17 protein-coding genes are annotated in these 20535 nt (G+C 57.8%); 11 read left to right on the forward strand and 6 right to left on the reverse strand.

Annotated features, from left to right (window positions below):
• Window positions 1-75: 75 nt before the first annotated feature.
• Window positions 76-642, forward strand: coding sequence for a hypothetical protein (locus ACR0J0_RS05745; protein ID WP_480661974.1), 567 nt, complete (start codon window positions 76-78; stop codon window positions 640-642).
• Between the two features lie 514 nt (window positions 643-1156).
• On the opposite strand, the gene ACR0J0_RS05750 is transcribed toward ACR0J0_RS05745, so the two are convergent.
• A complete protein-coding gene (locus ACR0J0_RS05750) occupies window positions 1157-2179 on the reverse strand; it encodes an AraC family transcriptional regulator (RefSeq protein WP_480661976.1) in 1023 nt (340 codons plus the stop codon).
• A gap of 143 nt (window positions 2180-2322) precedes the next feature.
• On the opposite strand from ACR0J0_RS05750, the gene ACR0J0_RS05755 reads away from it, so the two are divergent.
• From ACR0J0_RS05755 to ACR0J0_RS05790, 8 genes are all read left to right on the forward strand, one after another.
• Entirely contained in the window at window positions 2323-3720 is a 1398-nt protein-coding gene (locus ACR0J0_RS05755; RefSeq protein WP_480661978.1) for an amidohydrolase family protein, read from the forward strand.
• A gap of 45 nt (window positions 3721-3765) precedes the next feature.
• The gene (locus ACR0J0_RS05760) at window positions 3766-4530 is read left to right on the forward strand and encodes a DUF3299 domain-containing protein (RefSeq protein WP_480661979.1); all 765 of its coding nucleotides are present in this window, start codon (window positions 3766-3768) and stop codon (window positions 4528-4530) included.
• Window positions 4527-5705, forward strand: coding sequence for a carbohydrate porin (locus tag ACR0J0_RS05765; RefSeq protein ID WP_480661981.1), 1179 nt, complete (start codon window positions 4527-4529; stop codon window positions 5703-5705). Before ACR0J0_RS05760 ends, ACR0J0_RS05765 begins: the two co-directional genes overlap by 4 nt.
• Window positions 5706-6144: 439 nt before the next feature.
• Window positions 6145-7491 carry a substrate-binding protein gene (locus ACR0J0_RS05770; RefSeq protein WP_239343006.1) on the forward strand — a complete coding sequence of 449 codons (1347 nt, stop codon included), beginning with the start codon at window positions 6145-6147 and terminating at the stop codon, window positions 7489-7491.
• A 113-nt stretch (window positions 7492-7604) separates the two neighbouring features.
• Window positions 7605-8636 carry a branched-chain amino acid ABC transporter permease gene (locus ACR0J0_RS05775; protein WP_480661983.1) on the forward strand — a complete coding sequence of 344 codons (1032 nt, stop codon included), beginning with the start codon at window positions 7605-7607 and terminating at the stop codon, window positions 8634-8636.
• 3 nt (window positions 8637-8639) lie between these two features.
• Window positions 8640-9845 carry a branched-chain amino acid ABC transporter permease gene (locus ACR0J0_RS05780; RefSeq protein ID WP_480661985.1) on the forward strand — a complete coding sequence of 402 codons (1206 nt, stop codon included), beginning with the start codon at window positions 8640-8642 and terminating at the stop codon, window positions 9843-9845.
• Between the two features lie 11 nt (window positions 9846-9856).
• Window positions 9857-10612, forward strand: a complete 756-nt coding sequence (locus tag ACR0J0_RS05785; RefSeq protein WP_480661987.1) for an ABC transporter ATP-binding protein — start codon at window positions 9857-9859, stop codon at window positions 10610-10612.
• Window positions 10613-10621: 9 nt separating this feature from the next.
• Complete coding sequence (locus ACR0J0_RS05790) at window positions 10622-11377, forward strand: ABC transporter ATP-binding protein (RefSeq protein WP_480661989.1); 756 nt, start codon at window positions 10622-10624, stop codon at window positions 11375-11377.
• Window positions 11378-11735: 358 nt separating this feature from the next.
• On the opposite strand, the gene gph is transcribed toward ACR0J0_RS05790, so the two are convergent.
• Entirely contained in the window at window positions 11736-12410 is a 675-nt protein-coding gene (gene gph, locus ACR0J0_RS05795; protein WP_480661990.1) for a phosphoglycolate phosphatase, read from the reverse strand.
• Between the two features lie 225 nt (window positions 12411-12635).
• On the opposite strand from gph, the gene hemP reads away from it, so the two are divergent.
• Both hemP and ACR0J0_RS05805 read left to right on the forward strand, forming a co-directional pair.
• Window positions 12636-12803, forward strand: coding sequence for a hemin uptake protein HemP (hemP, locus tag ACR0J0_RS05800; protein WP_239342994.1), 168 nt, complete (start codon window positions 12636-12638; stop codon window positions 12801-12803).
• Window positions 12800-13276: a hypothetical protein gene (locus ACR0J0_RS05805; RefSeq protein WP_480661993.1), complete on the forward strand. Its 477-nt coding sequence runs from the start codon at window positions 12800-12802 to the stop codon at window positions 13274-13276. Before hemP ends, ACR0J0_RS05805 begins: the two co-directional genes overlap by 4 nt.
• Window positions 13277-13328: 52 nt before the next feature.
• Here ACR0J0_RS05805 and ACR0J0_RS05810 read toward each other — a convergent pair whose 3' ends face one another.
• The 4 genes from ACR0J0_RS05810 to ACR0J0_RS05825 all read right to left on the reverse strand — a co-directional run bounded on the left by ACR0J0_RS05810 (window position 13329) and on the right by ACR0J0_RS05825 (window position 20242).
• Window positions 13329-16394, reverse strand: a complete 3066-nt coding sequence (locus ACR0J0_RS05810) for an aminotransferase class III-fold pyridoxal phosphate-dependent enzyme (RefSeq protein WP_480661995.1) — start codon at window positions 16392-16394, stop codon at window positions 13329-13331.
• 11 nt (window positions 16395-16405) lie between these two features.
• Window positions 16406-17278 carry an NAD(P)-dependent oxidoreductase gene (locus ACR0J0_RS05815; protein ID WP_480661997.1) on the reverse strand — a complete coding sequence of 291 codons (873 nt, stop codon included), beginning with the start codon at window positions 17276-17278 and terminating at the stop codon, window positions 16406-16408.
• Window positions 17279-17375: 97 nt separating this feature from the next.
• Window positions 17376-17765: a Cu(I)-responsive transcriptional regulator gene (gene cueR, locus ACR0J0_RS05820; protein WP_480661999.1), complete on the reverse strand. Its 390-nt coding sequence runs from the start codon at window positions 17763-17765 to the stop codon at window positions 17376-17378.
• Complete coding sequence (locus ACR0J0_RS05825; protein WP_480662001.1) at window positions 17762-20242, reverse strand: heavy metal translocating P-type ATPase; 2481 nt, start codon at window positions 20240-20242, stop codon at window positions 17762-17764. Before ACR0J0_RS05825 ends, cueR begins: the two co-directional genes overlap by 4 nt.
• Between the last annotated feature and the right edge of the window lie 293 nt (window positions 20243-20535).

Genomic DNA, 20535 nt, shown 5'->3' on the forward strand with positions numbered 1-20535 from the left:
GTTTGCGCTTAGAAATCGTTGCTGCAATCCAAGCAAGCATCGACGATTGAGGCTACCGCCCCTCGGGGTATCACGATGCTGTTCGGACCGGCCGTCGGAGGTATCTTTGCCGAGTTTGGTATGTGGCGCATGGGATTTGGAGTCATGTTGCCTATCACTGTTTTGTTTGTTGCGTTGACCTTGAAGTTGCTGCCCCGCAGCGAACAAGACCACAAATCGACCGCACCCATTGCTTTCGGGCAGTTGGCGTTACTTGCCGGGTCGGTATTGGCGGTTTCCCTTGGCAGTATCGCCCCGTCTGTTGCGTTGGCAGCTGCTGCAGTACTTGCGTCTGTTTTTCTGCTTCTGACGCTGATGCGTCGTGAACAGACTGAGGCGGTGCGGTTGTTTCCCCGCGGAGCTACCGTTCCCGGGTCGCCGCTGTTTCTGGCCATATCGGTCATGGCGCTTTTGATATTCTGTATCAATGCCGAGTTCTTCATGCCGTTTTATCTGCAAAGACTGCATGAGCTCAGCCCGTTAATGGCAGGCTACGTGGCGGCGTTGGTCTCGATTGGATGGGCGGTGTCCGAAGTTTACTCCGCACGCTTTACAGGTCGACAGATGCACAAAGCGGTTCTGGCAGGGCCAAAGGTGATTTGAGGACCAGTGTGGAAACCCTGAGCATACCTTCCCAAGAGCTTGAGGCGCGTCCCGGCGGCATGATGGTCCACACCACAGAGACATCTGTATGACAGATTGCAACCCATGACCGCGATGGGAAAGGTATGCCGCCTGCCGGTTCGGCCCATGGCCATACGGGCAAAGGGCCAGCCGGAAAAACGAACCTGTGTCAAATGATCCGAAACACCTATGATGTTGAATGCCGCCTCCCGCCTCATGGGCAAGCGGATATCGCACTCGATGAGCGATGGCACCCTGACGGTTCGGGGTACGGTATTGCGGGCTGCAAGTGTCACGACTTACGGCGACCAAACCTCTGAGTTTTTCGGTTGCCCTGCCAAAGTAACAAGCTGCAGCGCGTTCAACCATACTGCTCGGCAGGAATCGCATGGCCCGCGCTTTCATTCATATTGTTTTTAAGTTGGGCGCAAGCAAGGCCGGGGTTTGAATTGTCGGAATGAACCGCCGGAATTTTGAACCCAACCGATCGACGTTAACTCCCTTTTGCAAGACTCGTGCCTGCCCGAAACTGAGTCGGTGTCATGCCCGTCTGACCTCGAAAAAACCGGGTGAAGTGGGACTTGTCTGAGTATCCCAGCAGAAGGCCGATTTCGGCGACGGTTTTTCGGTTCTGTTTCAGGTGTTCTTTGGCCACATCTATCTTCAGGCGTTTGATTTCACGGGGCAGTGTCGTGCCTTGTTGCTGCAGCACTTTCAAAAACCGATCCGTCTGTATGCCCAGCAGGCCGGAAACGATATGTGGCCCCAGATCCGCTTCATCCAGTTTGTCGCGCAGTACGGATCGTATGGCCGCGACTACAGTGATCTCTTCTTCGGGTTGGGCGGTGGTCGGGGGATTGGCTGTCACCCCGGGCGCCTGAGCCTTGAACAACCAGTCCACAGGAAAGCTGATCTGCATTCCGGGTGAGGTCCCGAGGCTAACCTCAATCCCTTTGTATCCAACAGGAACGCCGTTGATATAGCGGCTTTCCCATCGCACGACCGACGGGTCCCAGGCCTGTCCTACAACGGTTTGCAGCAACCTCACGTAAATCGCGGCCCCAAATCCAGTAACCTGCACAGGTGGCACGGCCGGTTCCTGCTGTCGTTCAATCTGGTAGGTCGCTTTGTCCGCGTCGACGATCAGCCGGTGCCGAACCGAGCTGGATTCTTGCGGGACAATTTGCACAAAGCGGGCAAAGAACTCAAAGAGCGACTTTGAGGACTGCCGGGCCTGAGCAAATGGCGGCCATGCCTGCAGATCGAATGTCTCTCCGACATGAAGGCCAAGGAAGCGGTCACTGGCCAGATCCGAAAAGGCGTTAATAAGCCCGAAGACCAGTTCGGAATGCACGTAAACGGATGGGTCGGACAAAAGCTCGGCGTGAAGACCGACTTGATCCAAAGCTGGTCGTGGGTCAATTTGGCGCTCGGTGAGGTATCGCAAAAACGGTGCCGCCAGGGCGAGCCGAATGAACCCTTCGCTTTGGCCTTGCTGGATCGTGTTGAGGGGCACGGGTAAATACCTCCGGTTCAGGCAATCTGTCTGGTGATGTTGCCACTTTTTGCTCCACATTCGAACATCCGAATAAAAATGTGGCAACCCGGTTGAGGGATTTCGAACTAGAATTACAACATCTGAATTTAATGAGGTTACCCATGACCGGATTTCGCAATGCTCGGCTTTCGGCCGCCTTCTTCGCAGTAGCGTATTGTTTTGGCTCGCCTGTGCTAGCACAGGATGCGGAGCCGCCTCAAACCTTGTTTACCAATGTGCATGTGTTTGACGGAGTGAATGAGCAGCGCATTGAAAATGCAAATGTGCTGGTCGAAGGCAACCTGATCAAGGCAGTTTCAACGGAAGCCATTGATGCGCCGGAAGCCACGATAATTGACGGCGGGGGGCGCACGCTGTCACCGGGCTTTATCGAGCTTCACGCGCACCTGATGCTGATGGGGCCGTCTCTTCCAGCCATGGAAGCCAACACGACCTGGGAAGATTTTGCGATCCATGGCGCACGGATGGCTGAGATGTATCTTATGCAGGGTTTCACCACGGTGCGGGACGCGGGTGGCGCAAACGGCGGACTGCGTAGAGCGATTGATGCGGGTCAAATTGCCGGACCTCGGCACTATGCTTCCGGAGCGTTTCTTGGAACCCGAGGCGGTCATGCAGACTTTGCCAATTTCACCGCGCCGCCGGGTTCCGAAACGAATATGGGTCGTCTGAATCTGGCTCAGGAAGTGGACAGTGTCGCCGACGTTCAGAAATTCGGCCGAAACAACTTTCGGATGGGCGCTACTCAACTGAAATACATGCAGTCCGGTGGTGTTGTCTCGGCATTTGACCCGTGGCAGTTGCTGGCTGGATCCCCGGAAGAAATTGAAGCTGCGGTGCAGGTCGCCAACGAATACGGTAGTTATGTGATGGCACATTCCTATCGCAAAGAAGCGATCCTGAATGCGTTGGAGGCCGGTGTGATGTCGATTGAGCACGGGTTCTCGTTTGACTGCGAAATCGCCGAGGTGATGAAAGAAAAGGGGGCGTATATAACGACGAACCTAACGGCTTTCGACCCGGGCTTGCTTGAAATCCCTGCCGTAGCAAATGTGCCGGCTAGCCTGGCCAAGGCAAAGTCGGCCTCGGCCACTTTTGCGGGTTATATCGACAACATGAAGGAATGCCCGGTCAAGCGCGGGTTCCAGACAGACTGTGTTGGATCGGTCGAAGCCTGCAACATACAGATCGCTTATGAAAAGCACCTCAATAATGAGTTCTTTGGACCCTACACGTCCATGGTGACCCTGACCTCGGTGGGTGGTGAGGTCGTCGCGCTTTCCGGTGATTTCATGAACCCCTACACCGCAGGCAAGCTCGGCGTGATCGAAGAAGGGGCATATGCAGATATCCTGCTGATCGATGGCAACCCGCTCGAGGATTTCTCGGTCGTGGGTACTGGAGATCAGTGGTTTGGCGCAGACCCAAGGCCCGATAGTCCCGAAACTATTCGACTGATCATGAAAGACGGTGTGATATACAAAAATACGCTGAACTAAATTAAGGTGGCTATACCGCATCGGGCAATGCGACGGAGGGCGCGGATGAGAACCATGTACGGGATTGTCGCTGTTATTGCGCTGGCTTTGGCCGGGTCTTCTGTGGATGCGGCCCCCGGCATGGCTGTTGACTGGTCCGATCTGCCGGACCCTTCTGTTCAGATTTTTGAAGATCCCTATCGCGATCTTAGCCCCGAACAGTTTGATGATGTGCTTTTTGTCGTGCGATTGCGTGGAAGGTTGCAACAGGACGGCGGCAACGCTGAAGAACGTCAGAAATGGCAGGAACTTCTGACCGAGACTGAAGACGCCCTGGCCGCAGGCGGTATCGATATCGACTGGCTGCTTGACCAGCGGCAAGTTGTGACCGAACGACGGAAGAAAGCTGGCACAGCCGGCAATCCGCAGTTCGACGGTCAGACAGTGACGTTGGCCGGTTTTGCTATCCCGGCTCCGGCAGATGCGGATGGTCGTCCTGTCGCTTATCTGGTGCCGGAAAGGGGGATGTGCAGCCACCTGCCTCCGCCCCCGCCAAATCAGATGATCCGGGTGCGGCTGAATGGTGACTGGGTGCCCAGCTATTTCCACGAGCCCGTGCGCCTGACCGGGAAACTGACCATTGATCCGTCGGATCAAAGAATGATGGTCGTTGATGGCCTGATGCCCATGCGCGCAACATTCACGCTGGACACCGACAGTGTCGAGACATTGGAAACTCGGGAAGACCGGTTGGAATGGACGCAGAGCGTGGCTGACCGCATTCGTGCCGCGGGCCACCGCAAGACGGGTGGAGCCAAGGCGTCAGAATGATACGTCTACTGATTGCTGTTCTTGTGCTGGCCTGTGCAGACATTGCGTCGGCGCAAGGCCTGTCCGGGCCTTCATCTGTTCAGGCTGAACTCGAACCCGGAGATGGCCTGACCGACCCGCAGTACCGCTCGGACTTCCCGCGCAACATCGCCCCCCGATGGTTTGCCTGGAAGGACCGATTGGCCGAAGACGGGTTTCGGTTCAATTTCGATTATCTGGCACTTGGCCAATCCACAAATGCCGATCTGGGACCCGGCGAAGCTGCCAGTGGGATCGCCCGTTTCTATGGCAACTGGCAGGCGACTGAACGCGGCTCTCTGACTTTCAAAGTTGAGCATCGTCACAGCTATACGGATGTCGCCCCTCAATTCCTTGGTCTCGATAGCGGTGCGCTGTCCATCACGGGAACGGCTTTCAACGACAGCGGCTTGCTGCTGACCAACCTGTTCTGGACGCAAAGGGCAGATGATGGCGCGTGGACTTTGCAAATTGGCCAGATCGACGTCACCGATTTCGTCGATGTGTATGGTCTGGTCAGCCCGTATAGCGGCTTCCAGAACCTTTCTTTCAATACTAACCCGACGATCAATGCGCCAAACCCGGGACTAGGGATTGCCGGAGGGCTTAAGCTAAGCAGCAACTTGTATGCTGTGGCCAGCTTGGCCGATGCAAACGCGGACCCAGCGGACCCGAATTTTGACGTGTTCAGCGATGGCAATCTGTTCAAATCGTTGGAGCTTGGGTACACATCCAGCTTTGACCGCATCTATTTTGACAACGTTCACCTTACTCTCTGGCACGCAGATGCGGCCGATGATGGCAGCCGCGCCGAGGACTACGGAGCGGCCTTTTCCGCCGCCTGGTTTGTGAACAACACATGGATGCCGTTCTTTCGAGCCGGAGCCGCGAAGGGAACAGCTGCGCTTTACGACCGGTCCGTCTCGGCCGGTATCGGCTATTATGGGCGTAACACGGACCTTGCCGGATTGGGTCTGAACTGGTCCGAAGCGCGTGGCATCAACGGTGATCAGTTCACTTTGGAAGCCTTCTATCGGTTCTCGATTTCACCGGGCCTTCAGATCACGCCGTCTGTGCAGTTCATTGAGAACCCATTGTTGAACCCGATGCAATCCAGCGTCACTTTAGTCGGCCTGCGAACGCGGATCGTGTTTTGATGCTGCGGGCGCGCGAAGGGTGCGCAAATCAGATGATCGTTGTGTTCGCTTGTTCGCGGGACGCGCTGGGCTGCGGTGCCATTTGACTAGTGAGCTGGTTCAAACAGGCAAACAGGAAGTATCGCATTGACGCTTTACGGAGGGGCGGCTTTTGACTAGGTGTCCGTGCATACGGTGCCGCTCCAGTTTTTGCCCAAATTGACGTCGGGCGAAATTCACGGTTAACCATTTGCCGGCAATCATATTTTGAGAGCGGCAAGCCAGAAATTTACAAAAAACTTGAATATTTGTTCATTTGTTTACACAACATTCTTTCATTTTTAACAGGTTATTGAGAATTTTTCAGAACCCCCTCCATACTCAAGATGCGCAGAACTGCGTTTTTTTCGTCCAGCGGAAGAGGAGCCAATGGACGAGAATTGGGAAATGGGAGGAATTAATGACTAATAAATCTGTCACACGCCGCGGCGTGTTGAAGTCTGGTGCCGTCGCGGGCACGGGTCTGGCCCTGCCAACGATCTTTACGGCTTCGTCGGCCGCCGCGTTCACCAATGAACCCACCGGGTCCTCGGTTGTATTGGGCTTCAACGTCCCGCAGACCGGACCGTATGCCGAAGAAGGGAATGACGAGCTTCTGGCGCAACAGCTGGCCGTCGAGCATCTGAATGGCGAAGGCGACGGTGGTTGCCTGAACACGTTCTCGTCCAAAGCGCTTCAGGGCAACGGTATCCTCGGCAAGAAGGTCGAGTTTGTTACCGGCGACACTCAGACCAAATCTGACGCGGCGCGCGCATCGGCCAAGTCGATGATCGAGAAAGACGGCGCGATCATGATCAACGGTGGTTCGTCCTCGGGCGTGGCCGTCGCGGTTCAGGGCCTGTGTCAGGAGGCGGGTGTGATTTTCATGGCCGGTCTGACCCACGCCAACGACACCACGGGCAAGGACAAGAAGGCCAATGGGTTCCGCCATTTCTTCAACGCTTACATGTCGGGTGCCGCGCTGGCGCCGGTGCTGGCAGCTGAGATGGGCAACGAGCGCCGCGCCTATCACCTGACCGCCGACTATAACTGGGGCTGGACTCAGGAAGAGTCGATCGTCGCTTCGACCGAAGCCTTGGGATGGGAAACGGTCAACACGGTCAAGACACCGCTCGCGTCAACGGACTTCTCGTCTTACATCGCGCCGGTTCTGAACTCGGGCGCGGACGTTCTGGTTCTGAACCACTATGGCGGCAACATGGTGAACTCGCTGACCAACGCGATCCAGTTCGGGCTGCTCGACAAGGTTGCCAACGGCAAGGACTTCAAGATCGTCGTGCCGCTGTATTCCGAACTGATGGCTGCAGGTGCCGGCGAGAACATCAAGGGCGTGCTGGGTTCGATGAACTGGAACTGGCAACTGCAGGATGAGGGTACCAAGGCCTTCGTGAAATCCTTTGGTGAGAAGTACGGCAAACCGCCGTCAAACTCGGCCCAGACCTGCTATGCGCAGACACTGCTCTATGCTGACGCCGTTGAGCGTGCGGGTACCTTCAACCCATGCGGTGTTGTCGAAGCTCTGGAAGATTTCGAGTTCGACGGGCTGGGCAACGGTCCGACCTGGTATCGCGGCGCGGACCACCAGTGCTTCAAAGACGTGCTGGTTGTGAGGGGCAACGAGAACCCGACCAACGAGTATGACACGCTTGAAATCGTCGAGATCACGCCGCGTGCTCAGGTCGAGTACGATCCCGAGCACCCTATGTTCGCCGGTGGCGAATTGGGCAAGTGCAATCCGGGTGCGTAAGCCCATTGGTTGACGTCTGACCGCCGGTCTCGGCGGCCAGACACCCTGTGGCCGGGGTCTCGGTCCCGGTCATATCCACACAATTCACGCTGACCAACCCTGAGGTGGGGCTAATGGACGCCATCCTACTGCAAATTCTCAACGGTCTGGACAAGGGCTCGGCCTATGCGCTGATCGCACTGGGCCTGACGCTGATCTTCGGGACGCTCGGCGTCGTGAACTTTGCCCACGGGGCATTGTTCATGATCGGTGCGTTCTGCGCCGTTACTTTGCAAAAGCTGCTGAACCTGAGTTTCGAAACTCTGGATGAAACCCAAAAGGACTTTCTGGGCAACCCGCTGAAAGTCGAAACCCCTTATGTCGAGGCCTGGTTCGGCCCCGAGGTCGGCGCAACCATCATCGACTGGTCGGTACCACTGGCCATCCTCTTCGCGATCCCGATCATGCTGTTGGTCGGCTATGTGATGGAGCGCGGGCTGATCAAGCATTTCTACAAGCGTCCCCACGCGGATCAGATCCTCGTGACGTTTGGTCTGGCCATCGTATTGCAGGAAGTGGTCAAGTACTTCTTCGGTGCAAACCCGATCCAGACGCCGCCACCGGACGCGCTGAGCGGATCTGTCGATCTGGGCACGATGATCGGCTTTGATCCCAACGCAATCATCTATCCGATCTGGCGACTGGTTTACTTCGGCTTTGCTGTGGCGATCATCGGAGCGGTGTTTTCATTCCTGCAATTCACCACATTCGGCATGGTCGTGCGTGCCGGAATGGCGGATAGGGAAACCGTCGGTCTGCTGGGCATCAATATTGACCGCCGCTTTACAATCATGTTCGGCATTGCAGCCGCAGTCGCCGGACTTGCCGGAGTGATGTACGGGCCGCTCAATCCGCCCAACTATCACATGGGGATGGACTTTCTGGTCCTCAGCTTCGTTGTGGTTGTTGTCGGCGGTATGGGCTCTTTGCCCGGAGCTGTGCTGGCCGGCTTCCTACTAGGCATTCTCGAAAGCTTTGCCTCGACGACCTGGGCTACGACAACGATCCCGGGCATCAACCAGATCATCATCTACCTAGTCGCCATCATCGTGCTGCTGACGCGTCCGCGCGGATTGATGGGACGCAAAGGCGTGATGGAGGAATAATCAATGTTGGGACTGAACAAAAAAGACACCAGCCTGCTGATCATCGTCGCGCTTCTGACTTTGCTGGCCCCCTTCATCCTGAATCCATTCCCCGAGGGCAGCGCCATGGCGCAGTTCAACGCGGGTTATCCGGATCTGATGCAACGCTTTGTGATTTTTGGCATCTTTGCCATCGGGTTTAACATACTGTTCGGTTTGACCGGATACCTGTCCTTTGGCCACGCGGCCTTTCTGGGTGTAGGTTCCTATTCCGCGGTGTGGATGTTCAAGCTGCTCAGCTACAACGTCATCCCCGCAATCGCGCTCAGCGTTGTGGTGGCGGGCCTGTTCTCACTGTTGATCGGGTTCATCAGCCTGCGGCGTTCGGGAATCTATTTCTCGATCCTGACTCTGGCCTTCGCGCAGATGAGCTTTGCACTGGCCTATTCGGTGCTGTCGAACCCCAAGTTCAACCTGACCAATGGCGAAACCGGCCTGCAGGTCTATGCCGACGATCCGCAAATTCTGCAGGGTGCGAACTCGCCAGACCTGCCGCACCTGTTTGGATTGCCCATGCGCGCGACTTACACGATGGATGTCGGCGCGTGGAGTTTTGACTTTAACGCAGGCTACTACTTGTGTGCGGTGATCATGATGGCGGTGTTCTACCTCGCCATTCGCATCTTCCGCTCGCCCTTTGGCATGATGCTGCGGGCAGTGAAGTCGAACCAGCAGCGGATGAACTATACCGGCCTGAACTCCAAGCCGTACACACTGGCGGCCTTCGTGATCTCAGGCATGTACGCAGGTCTGGCTGGAGGTCTGATGGCGGCAATGGACCCGCTGGCGGGGGCCGAACGGATGCAATGGACGGCTTCGGGTGAAGTTGTTCTGATGACCATCCTGGGCGGCACCGGCACATTGATCGGTCCGGTTCTGGGTGCCGGTTTCATCAAATATTTTGAGAACATCTTCTCGAAAATCAACGACAACGTTCTGCATAGCTGGTTTGCATTCCTGCCCGACGGGTTGGAGGACGCGGTCGTGTTCCTGATCCACCCCTTCATCGGCAAAGGTTGGCACCTGACGCTGGGCATCCTGTTCATGCTGGTCGTCATCTATCTGCCGGGTGGCCTTGTCGAAGGCGGTCAGCGGTTGCTGAACTGGTTCAAACGCAAAAAAACAGGCACCGACGACGCACCGTCGGGCAAAACAGAACCGGCGGAGTAAGGGGCACGACCATGGCAATTCTGAGAGTCAAAGACGTCAGCAAACGCTTCGGGGGCCTCAAGGCTCTGACCGATGTGAACCTGAGCGTCGAGGAAAACTCGGTTCACGCGATCATCGGGCCAAACGGGGCAGGAAAGTCGACCCTGCTGAACTGTCTGGTGGGCAAACTTATGCCAGATACCGGGTCGGTGTTGTTCGACAATAACTCGGTTTTGGGGCTTGAGCCGTATCAGATCAACCAGATGGGCATCAGCCGCGTGTTCCAGACGCCCGAGATTTTTGGCGAACTGACGGTGATGGAGAACATGTTGATTCCCATCTTCGCGATGCGGGACGGTGCGTTTCGGATGCACGCCTATGAGACCATTGCCAACGAAAAGGCCGTGGTCGAACAGGCCGAGGCGATGCTGGAAGAGATGAACATGGCTGACAAGCGCGAGATGCAGTCCGCCTCGCTGTCGCGTGGTGACAAGCGGCGGTTAGAGATCGGAATGTGCCTTAGCCAGAATCCGCGTCTGTTGCTGCTGGACGAACCCACCGCCGGGATGGCGCGAGCCGATACAAACAACACGATTGATCTGTTGAAACAGATCAAGGAAGAGCGTGACATCACCATCGCCATCATCGAGCACGACATGCATGTGGTGTTCAGCCTGGCCGAGCGGATCACCGTTCTGGCGCAGGGGACGCCGCTGGTCGAAGACACTCCGGAAAACATCCGTGGAAACCCCAAGGTCCGTGAGGCCTATCTGGGCGAGGCTGCGTAAGGAAAAGCTATGAACGAGAAACCTGACTTTTCAAAAAACGCCAACATGGCCAGCACCGCGCCCGCGTTTCTGTCAGTGTGGGATATGCATTCCTACTACGGCGAAAGCTACATCGTGCAGGGCGTCAGCTTTAACGTGCACGAAGGCGAAATTCTTGCCCTGCTAGGCCGCAACGGGGCGGGCAAAACATCGACTCTGCGGTCCATTGCCCGCGTCGCGGAGCCCGAGGTGCGCCATGGCGAGATTTGGTTGGATCACCAGCCGCTGCACAAAATGACGAGCTATGAGGCCGCTGCCGCAGGGTTGGGGCTGGTGCCCGAGGACCGGCGGATCATTCCCGGTCTGACCGTCGAGGAAAACCTGCAGCTCGCTCAGATAGCGCCGCCGGTCGGCTGGTCGCTTGAGCGGATATATGAGTTGTTCCCAAGACTGGGCGAACGCCGCAAGCAGGAGGGCGTGACGCTTTCAGGCGGCGAACAGCAGATGCTGTCGATTGCCCGTGCGCTGGCGCGGGATATCAAGGTGCTGTTGCTGGATGAACCTTATGAGGGCTTGGCGCCGGTGATTGTGGACGAGATCGAAAAGACGCTGATTCACGTCAAGCAGCAGGGCATGACAACCATTATCGTCGAGCAGAACGCCGTTCGCGCGCTTGAACTGGCCGATCGCGCGATCATCCTTGATACCGGGAGTATCGTATTCGACGGCTCGGCCAGCGAAGTGCTGGATAACGCGCAGCTGCGCGAAGAGTATCTGGCGATCTGATACCCGATCGGGAGGTCGATCGAAGGCGCAGTTCTGGAATGCAGATATGCGGGGTGGATTTTCCACCCCGTTTTTTCATCTGTAGGCTCCCGAAGTTCCTCGGCTATCCGAGCCGGTTGGCAGATTTTCCGCTGAAATTTCAAAAAAAGTAAAAAAAATGAACCCAATTTCAATTGGTTCGCTAGGTCTACGGGAAACCCCCAATTCCTAAAATCGAGGCGGTTCGTTAACTTTGAATCATCCAAGGAATTACCGCGGACAATACCACTTTTCCCCGATGAGGGGCTGGCTACTTACCCCCTCGGCCGGCCCCTCAATAACCGGCCCCCTCTTAACAGTTTGATCGTCCCGAAGGCCCTCAGGGTTCCGATACCAATCTCTGCACGGCCTGGATGACAAGTGCAGGCAGATTTCGCGTGTCATAATAGGTGAACATGCGCGGAATTTCTTTGATCGGTGTTTTTCGATAGCCCTCGGAAAACAGCAGGAAAGGAACATTTGCTCGCTGTGCTGTTTCGGCATCCACTTCGCTGTCTCCAACAAACAGGCGTGGTCCGGAAGGCGTGACCGCTTGGAAACTGGCCTCCAGATGCGCCGGGTCGGGCTTGCGTTTGGCCAGCGTATCACCGCCAATCACCGCATCGAAGTAGTGCGACAGGTCCAGCGCCTCCAAAACGTGCCGTGCCGGGGCCTCGGGTTTGTTTGTGCAAATGCCAAGAACGCAGCCCATTTCGCGCAGCTGAGTCAGCGCCTGCGGAACGCCGGGGTAGGGAATCGTTTTGTCGCTGGACGCGGCTGAGTAATGGGCCAGGGTCAGCTTGGTCAGTTCCCCGTGGCGCTCAATCGGCAGGTCATGATGACGGATCACGCGTTCGACAAGCTTTGGTAGGCCATTGCCGACAAACTGTTTGATCGTGCTTTCCGGCAAGGGGGCGATGCCGATATCCAGCAGTGTCCTGTTCGCGGCTGCAGCGATATCCGGAAGGCTGTCTACAAGGGTTCCGTCCAGATCGAACATGATGGTTGCCGTCATTGCGTTCCTCGTAGGTAGGTGATCATGAGCCAGACCTAACGCGCTTGATTTCCCGGCGCAATCACGCGGTTCGGGGGTGTTGCAGGAAGAGGGCTTGACATACCTGAGTAATTTAATCAGATTAACGCCAAGACCCCCTCAGCCAACCCAATTCGGGCTAGCCAGATCGTCGAAAACGCAAGCAGATTAAGGCCTTTCGCCCGAGAACCCACTGGAGTTGTCCTGATGAACGTGCAGAACCCGAATCCCAGCCAATCCTACGCGGTGTCCATGCTACCGTCCCACAAGGCTGAAGACCTGACCAAAGGCGGCAACCTGGCTCATATCGAATTGGGCGACCAACTCTACACCCTGCGTATCACGCGCGCAGGTAAGCTCATCCTGACGAAATGAGCACGCGACCCTCACGCGGCGGGGCGACTGTCGGGCGATTGTCCGACCTCAGCCCGATCGAAGCCGGCGCTGTGATGTACCTGCGTTTGTGGAACGAAAGCACTCAGGCCCGGTCGGACGCGGCCAGCGACTTTGAAATCGCGTTGGGCCTAGAGCAGGGATGTGCAGCGATGCTGACGCTGGATCGTCTGTGCGGGCTTTGCGCCAATCATGGCCGCCGCCCTTTGATCCGGCACGGACTGGGCTGTTCCTGCCTTGGCGCGGATGAGAATTGCTTTGCGCAAATGATCGCTGCAGCCTCAGAAGGCGCGCGCGAAGACGCCATGATGATGGCATCGCTGATCGTGCGGCCTGATTACGCCCCCGCTCTGGCGTCGTTGTCAGAAGAGCTTGGCATGGTGTTGCGCCGCATGACCGCTTCGGTGCCTTTGCCAACGACCGGGCATCAATCCCCCTCTGCCGTGCTGCACTAGGCAGCCAGCAGGCTTCAAAACCCCGGTTCCTTCGAACCGGGGTTTTGTCATTTCAGCAGCACCCGCAGCCTGCGTGGTGATGATCGTGATCGCAAATCGGGGCAGGGGTAAAGTCGCCGACCTCGGAAAGCACATCCCGCAGGGCCCATAGGATCATGTCGACATCTTCGGCTTCGATAGTCAAAGGCGGGCGAATTTTCAGGATGTTGTCCTTTGGACCTTCACTGCCGATCAATATGCGGTGGTCCCGCATCCGGTTCTTGACGTATTTGCAGATCTCGGTGCCCTCGGACTCATCCGGGTTGATCAGTTCCACGCCCAGGAAAAGGCCCATGCCGCGCACGTCTCCGACGCATGCAAAGTCGGCTTCGATCTGACGCAACCCATCCATCAACCGCGCACCCATGATGCGGGCATTGTCCTGCAAACCCTCATCATCGACGATGTCCAGGACCTCTTTGCCGATCCGACAGGACAGGGTCGAGCCGCCGAAGGTCGAGAAGAACTCGATCCCGTTGTTGAAGCTCTCCGCGATGGCTTTGGTTGTGACCAGCACGCCCAGCGGATGGCCGTTGCCGATTGGCTTGCCCATGACCACGATATCCGGCAGCGCGCCCTGATGCTCAAAGCCGAAATAGTAATCACCTAGGCGACCGAGGCCGGTCTGCACTTCATCCGCAATGCAAACACCGCCTGCGGCGCGGATTTTCTCATAGACGGCAGGCAGATATCCTTTGGGCGGAATGATCTGGCCGCCCACGGATGGGAAGGTTTCGGCAATGAACCCGGCCAGCCCTTGGCCCTTGTCCTGTAGCGCGGCAATAGCCGGATCAACCAGATCGGCGAACTTCTGCGCCCGATCAGGATCGTCGCGCTGGAACGAACCGCGATAGTCGTCGGCGACTTCAACCAGTTCAACCCAATCGGCCTGACCGATCCCGCCCGGCTTGTTGAACTTGTAAGCCGAGATCGCCACGGCTGCGTTCGTATTTCCGTGATAGCCATGATCCGGCGTCACAATGCCCTTGGCTCCGGTATGAGCCCGGGCCAGCCGCAGCGCCAGTTCGTTTGCCTCGGTGCCCGAGTTTACAAAGAAGCAGACCTCGAAACGATCGGGCAGCTTGGACAGGATCTTGTCGGCAAACGCTGTTTGCGCCGGATGAAGGTAGCGGGTGTTCGAGTTCATCCGCTTCAACTGATCCGCTGCCACGGCTTGTATGCGCGGATGCGCATGGCCTACATGCGGGACGTTGTTATAGGCGTCCAGGTAAGGGCGACCCCATTCGTCGAACAGGTGATGTTTCCAGCCGCGGACCAACATGACCGGGTCGTCATAAGTCAGACTCAGGTTCCCGCCGAAATGGTCGTGCCGCCCTTGCAGGATCGCCTGCTTGTCGGTCGGGCGATAGAACACCTTGTCGTCCGGCAGGTTCAGAAGGGCCGCAGGGTTCGGGCAGACGGCGTGCCACAACTCCATCTCATCCGGGCCACCGACACCGGGCCAGTCGTTCTGCATGCCGTCAGTTGTCAGAGCCAGTTGGAAGTGCACATGCGGGGCCCAGCCGCCGTTTTGCGTGGCATCCCCCAGCCGCGCGAAGGCTGCGCCCTGCGCTACAGGATCGCCGGGTTTAAGCCTGTCGCAGACTTCGGGGTCCAGATGGCCGTACAGCGTATAAAACGGATCGCCTTCGGGTGTTTCGTGGTGCAGGATTACCACGCCGCCATAGTCCAGATGCGCGTCCCGGTTTTCGACCGCCTCGACCCGGCCGCTCATTGGTGCATGCAGGATGCTCCCCGCCGGTGCGAATACATCCACAGCCAAATGCACCGTCCGCCGGTCAGAGGCCTTCCACGGCCCCTTGCGGAACGCAGGCTCGGCATAGATCAGGCGGGGTTCGTTGTAATAGCCCAGCCAGAAGCCTTCCCCAAACTCCCCACCGACGCGCGCGGCTTCGTCCAACGGCATGTGGAACGGGTTCTGAGGCCAGGTCGAGTTCTCGACTGACAGTGATCCCATCGGAACGTCGCTCAGGTCCTGACCAAACATCTCGGCGAACTGACCGCGATGTTCGGACAGATAGGCGTGGATGCGTTCCGCTCCGTCCGTCACCGGTAGTCCGCAGGCCGCGCGCAACCGAGCGGACATCAGGCCGCCATTGACCGCATCGCCCTCAAGGAACCGCCATGCGGGTGCCTGGCTGATTGTCACGTAAGAATCATCCGGATTTTCGGCGGCCATCAGGGTCGAGTTCACCACGGACACCGCGAGACGCATCCGCAGCAGCGGCCAGATCAGATCAACCTCGTCAGCACGCAACCGGTTGGCGGCATGATAACCGCGGACCAGCGCCGTCAGCGCGCGTTCGGGTTTTGGATGGTCCAGAACGATGTATGCGGCGGCAATCGCCAGATCACAGATGCGCGGAGCAGCGCACATATCGCCCAAGTCAATCAGACCCGAGACAGTCTGGCGCTGCCCCAACTCGCCCTCGACCAGGATGTTATAGTCGTTGGCGTCATTGTGGATTGCCTGTTTTGGCAGGCCAGCCAGACGGTCCGAGATCGCATCGAAATCCGTGCAGATCTCTGTCAACAGGGACTGCCGCGCTGGATCGACGATGGCGTCCAGCTTGTCCGCGATCCAGTCCGCCTGCGTGAGGTCCCATTTGAAATCCGGGCGGTGCAATCCATTGTGGGCAAACCGCTCCAATGCCCGGTCGGTTGCGCCCAGAACGCGGCCCAGCTTCATGATTAGTTCTTCGGATTTTGGCGCGGCCTTGGCATAGCATTGGCCCGGCAGGCATTCGAGCAGCCAAGCCAGCCGGAGTTGGCCGTCCTGATCCGCGATTTCGGGCAGAAGCGCGCCACTGATATCCGCGATTACACCGGGAAAGGGCAGCCCGGGTGCTTCGGCGGCGATGTGTTCCAGCGCCTTGACCTGCAGGTCGATGAACTCGGCTTCGCAGCCTGCGCGCATCACCTTGAGCACATAGTCCTGACCATTGGTGGCCTTGACCAGAAAGTTGAGGTCATATTCGCCGTCCAGCCGGGTCAATTTGGCCTCAAGCCCCCAGTGGGTGCGCAGGGAACGAGCCCAGAAATCCGTCAATTCAGCCATGTGTGCGAACCTTAGTCCTGTGCGCGAAGACGTTTGAACAGTGCAGATGTATCCCAGCGCCCGCCGCCCAGTTTCTGAACGTCCTTGTAGAACTGGTCGACCAGCGCAGTGACCGGAAGCGAGGCGCCGGTTTCATTGGCCGTATCCAGACAGATGCCCAGATCCTTGCGCATCCAGTCTACCGCAAACCCGTGGTCGAAATGGTCGTCCAGCATGGTTTCGTACCGGTTCGCCATCTGCCAGCTGCCTGCCGCGCCCTGACTGATCACTTCGACGACGGAACGCCCGTCCAGCCCCGCTTTCTCGGCAAAGTGCAGCGCTTCACTGAGGCCCTGAACCAGACCGGCAATAGCAATCTGGTTGCACATCTTGGTCATCTGACCGGCGCCGCTGTCACCGATACGGCGGCAGATTTTTGAGTAGACCTGCATCACCGGTTCAGCTGCGTCATAGGCCGCCTGATCTCCGCCGCACATGATCGACAAAACGCCGTTCTCTGCCCCTGCCTGTCCACCCGAAATCGGTGCATCCACAAACGCGGTACCTGCAGCCTTGCCAGCCTCATAAAGCTCACTGGTCACTTTGGCGGAAACAGTCGTGTGATCGACAAAAATCGCGCCGTCGGACATGCCGTGGAAAGCGCCATCTTCGCCGGTGCAGACCATGCGCAGGTCGTCGTCATTCCCAACACATGCCATGACGAACTCTGCCCCCTTGGCAGCCTCGCGCGGCGTGGTCGCCATTGCGCCACCGTGTTCGGCAACCCAGGCTTCGGCCTTGGCCGCGGTGCGGTTGTAGACAGTGACGTCGTGACCCGCGGCTTTTAGATGGCCAGCCATGGGATAGCCCATGACGCCCAGGCCCAGGAAAGCAATATTTGCCATTTGGTGATCCTCTCTGCTGTCCGGCGCCCGTCTGGTTCAGCAGGCCGGAATGTTTAGCAGAGACAAAGCAAAGCTGCGCCCAAAGGGCAACCCCGCGTCACGCCTTGCCGCCTAAATCCTGCAGGATCGGGCAATCGGGCCGGTCATCTCCCGCACAGGCGTCAATAAGGTGGCCAAGCGTGTCTCGCATCGCATTGAGATCGGCAATCTTGGCTTCGATTTGGGCCATATGCGCGCGTGCCACCTTTTTGACATCGGCGCTGGCGCGGGTTTCATCCTCGTAAAGCGCCATCAGGGTGCGGCAATCTTCGATGGTAAACCCCAGCGCGCGTGCCCGACCCAGAAAGTTCAGCTTGTGCACATCCTGGCTGCGGAACCTGCGGTACCCATTGTCATCGCGCAGGGGTTTGACCAATCCGATATCTTCATAATACCGGATCGTCTTAGCCGGCAGGCCGGTCTGAATTGCCACATCTCCGATATTCATGACGTCACCATTTGGGTTGAGTGGCCGTCCGTGCCCTCCGGCAAGGTGGCCCGAACGCGGCGCAGGCGCAGCGCGTTCGAGACGACAAAGACGCTGGACAGGGCCATTGCACCGGCGGCGAGGGCCGGGGACAGAAGATGTCCACTGAAGGGGTAGAGAACACCGGCGGCAACAGGGATCAGCAGAATGTTATAGCCAAAGGCCCAGCCGAGGTTCTGCTTGATGTTGCGCATGGTCCTGCGGCTGATTTCGACGGCATTGGCCACACCGCGCAAATCGCCGGACATCAGCACCACATCAGCGGTCTCAATTGCCACGTCGGTTCCGGTCCCGATTGCGATACCGACATCCGCTGCCGCCAACGCCGGGGCGTCGTTTATGCCATCCCCGACAAAGGCAAGCGTACCAAACTGTTCGCGCAAATCATTGATCGCAGCCAGCTTGCCATCCGGCAGCACCTCTGCCGTGACATGGTCGATGCCCAGCTTGTCGGCCAGAGCCTGCGCCGTGCGGGCATTGTCACCAGTTACCATTGCCAGCGCCAGTCCCATTGCGTGCAAGCGTTCCAGCGCCTGTTCCGTGCCGGGTTTGATCGGATCGGAGACTGCTAGCATCGCTGCGGCTTGTCCATCGATTGCGACGAACAATGGGGTTGCGCCTTCGGCTGCGCGTTGGTCGGCATCGGCAGACAGATCTGTCAGGTCGACGCCTTTTTGTTCCATCAAGCGGGGCGACCCGATCAGGACTTTGCGTCCCTCGACAACGGCGCGAACGCCCAATCCGGTCAGGGATTCAAAATCCGATAACTCTGGCAGCTCTGTCGGCCCCGCGCGAGTGATTGCCGTGGCAATTGGATGCTCCGAGCGAGACTCAACCGCCGCAGCCAGACGTAGAACATCGTTGTGGTCAAACCCGTTTGTCGTAGTCACGTGCTCCAATTCTGGTCGTCCCAGAGTCAGCGTTCCGGTCTTGTCCAGCGCAACAACCTGAGCCTGCTGCAATTGCTGCAAGGCATCGCCTTTGCGGAACAGCACTCCCAACTCTGCTGCGCGGCCGGTCCCCACCATGATCGAAGTCGGCGTGGCCAAACCCATGGCACAGGGGCAGGCAATAATCAGGACCGAGACGCCGGTGACCAGTGCCAGCGGCAAAGCCGGATCCGGGCCAAAGATCAGCCATATAGCGATAGTCAGCAAGGCCACGAAAATCACAGTTGGGACGAACTTTGCGGTTATCCGGTCGACCAGTCCCTGGATCGGCAGCTTTGCTCCTTGCGCCTGTTCGACCATATGAATGACCTGGGCCAGAACCGTGTCTGCCCCAACGCGTGTCGCACGGACACGCAACGCGCCAGTGCCGTTCACGGTGCCGCCAACAACCTGATCCGAGGGCGACTTGCCAACCGGCACAGGCTCCCCGGTGATCATGCTTTCATCTACATAAGACGTACCATCCAGCACCTCGGCATCTACCGGAACGCGCTCACCCGGGCGGATTTGCAGAACATCTCCCACAACAATGTCGGCGATCGGGCGGTCAATGAATGTGCCGTCCTGCTCGACCCGCGCCGTTTTCGGCTGTAGTCCGACCAGTTTGCGAATTGCGGCTCCGGTCCGGCCTTTGGCGCGCGCCTCCATGACGCGGCCCAAAAGGATGAGGACGACAATGACCGATGCAGCCTCGTAATACACATTGGCGCTTCCTTGCGGCAGGACCTGCGGCGCAAAAGTTGCGATCAGCGAAAATAAGTAAGCCGCTCCGGTCCCCAGCGCGACCAGAGCGTTCATGTCCGGCGAACCACGCAACAGAGAAGGAATGCCCTTGAGGTAAAACACGCGCCCAGGGCCAAACAGAATGACCGAGGTCAGCGCGAATTGGATCAGATAGCTGGTTTGCGTGCCGATCGTGGCATGAACCCAGTGGTGGAAGGCCGGGATCATGTGCCCGCCCATTTCCAGAATGAATACAGGCAGGGCAAGAACTGCAGCAAAGATCGTCGCGCGTGTCAGGGCATGCGCCTCTTCGGTTTTGGCATGATCCGCTTGATCTTCGGCAACGCCGCTTGCCACACGCGCCGGGTATCCAGCCTGATTGGACAATTCCGCCAGCTTCTGGGGATCCGTCGCACCGTCGATAAACGTAACAACTGCGCTTTCGGTGGCAAGGTTGACCTTGGCATCGATGACAGCGGGGTCCGCGGTCAGCGCCTTTTCGATCTTCGCCACACACGAAGCGCAGTTCATCCCACCGATTTTCAGGGTCGTCTGCTTGCTTGCTGCCGGATACCCCGCGTTGATCAGGGCGTCGGTCAGCGCGTTAACCGACCCCGCATGCGTAACCTGCGCAGTTTCCGTCGCGAAATTGACCGATGCATCGGCCACTCCGGGAACGGAGCGCAACGCAGTTTCCACCCGTCCCACACAGGACGCACAGGACATGCCCGAAATTTTCAATTGAGTTGTGATCGGCCCAGTCATTCGACTCACCCTAATGTGTCTTCTGCCCTTCAAATGGGGGTTCCAGTCACGGGAAGGTCAAGGGGCATCGTGAGTTTTCTTTAAAGTACCCTTAGAGGCTGTCATCTGTTCGCAAGTTTTTCCAGCAACAGTACGTTGTGGACAGTGGGTGAAGTTCTAACCGCTTGGGGTGAGGCGAAAAAACCAAGCGTAAAGGCAGTTATCGTAAGCGCAAAGCCGATGAGGATATAGCTGGCGACACTCAAAGTGGAACGCTTCATTGAGAATATCCTTGTTCACAACTGTTCATCCGT

Source organism: Ruegeria sp. BF12, from assembly GCF_056538705.1.

Coding starts and splice junctions, on each gene's coding strand:
- ACR0J0_RS05745 (WP_480661974.1), top strand. CDS start 76: ATGCTGTTCGGACCGGCCGTCGGAGGTATCTTTGCCGAGTTTGGTATG.
- ACR0J0_RS05755 (WP_480661978.1), top strand. CDS start 2,323: ATGACCGGATTTCGCAATGCTCGGCTTTCGGCCGCCTTCTTCGCAGTA.
- ACR0J0_RS05760 (WP_480661979.1), top strand. CDS start 3,766: ATGAGAACCATGTACGGGATTGTCGCTGTTATTGCGCTGGCTTTGGCC.
- ACR0J0_RS05765 (WP_480661981.1), top strand. CDS start 4,527: ATGATACGTCTACTGATTGCTGTTCTTGTGCTGGCCTGTGCAGACATT.
- ACR0J0_RS05770 (WP_239343006.1), top strand. CDS start 6,145: ATGACTAATAAATCTGTCACACGCCGCGGCGTGTTGAAGTCTGGTGCC.
- ACR0J0_RS05775 (WP_480661983.1), top strand. CDS start 7,605: ATGGACGCCATCCTACTGCAAATTCTCAACGGTCTGGACAAGGGCTCG.
- ACR0J0_RS05780 (WP_480661985.1), top strand. CDS start 8,640: ATGTTGGGACTGAACAAAAAAGACACCAGCCTGCTGATCATCGTCGCG.
- ACR0J0_RS05785 (WP_480661987.1), top strand. CDS start 9,857: ATGGCAATTCTGAGAGTCAAAGACGTCAGCAAACGCTTCGGGGGCCTC.
- ACR0J0_RS05790 (WP_480661989.1), top strand. CDS start 10,622: ATGAACGAGAAACCTGACTTTTCAAAAAACGCCAACATGGCCAGCACC.
- gph (WP_480661990.1), bottom strand. CDS start 12,410: ATGACGGCAACCATCATGTTCGATCTGGACGGAACCCTTGTAGACAGC.
- hemP (WP_239342994.1), top strand. CDS start 12,636: ATGAACGTGCAGAACCCGAATCCCAGCCAATCCTACGCGGTGTCCATG.
- ACR0J0_RS05805 (WP_480661993.1), top strand. CDS start 12,800: ATGAGCACGCGACCCTCACGCGGCGGGGCGACTGTCGGGCGATTGTCC.
- ACR0J0_RS05810 (WP_480661995.1), bottom strand. CDS start 16,394: ATGGCTGAATTGACGGATTTCTGGGCTCGTTCCCTGCGCACCCACTGG.
- ACR0J0_RS05815 (WP_480661997.1), bottom strand. CDS start 17,278: ATGGCAAATATTGCTTTCCTGGGCCTGGGCGTCATGGGCTATCCCATG.
- cueR (WP_480661999.1), bottom strand. CDS start 17,765: ATGAATATCGGAGATGTGGCAATTCAGACCGGCCTGCCGGCTAAGACG.
- ACR0J0_RS05825 (WP_480662001.1), bottom strand. CDS start 20,242: ATGACTGGGCCGATCACAACTCAATTGAAAATTTCGGGCATGTCCTGT.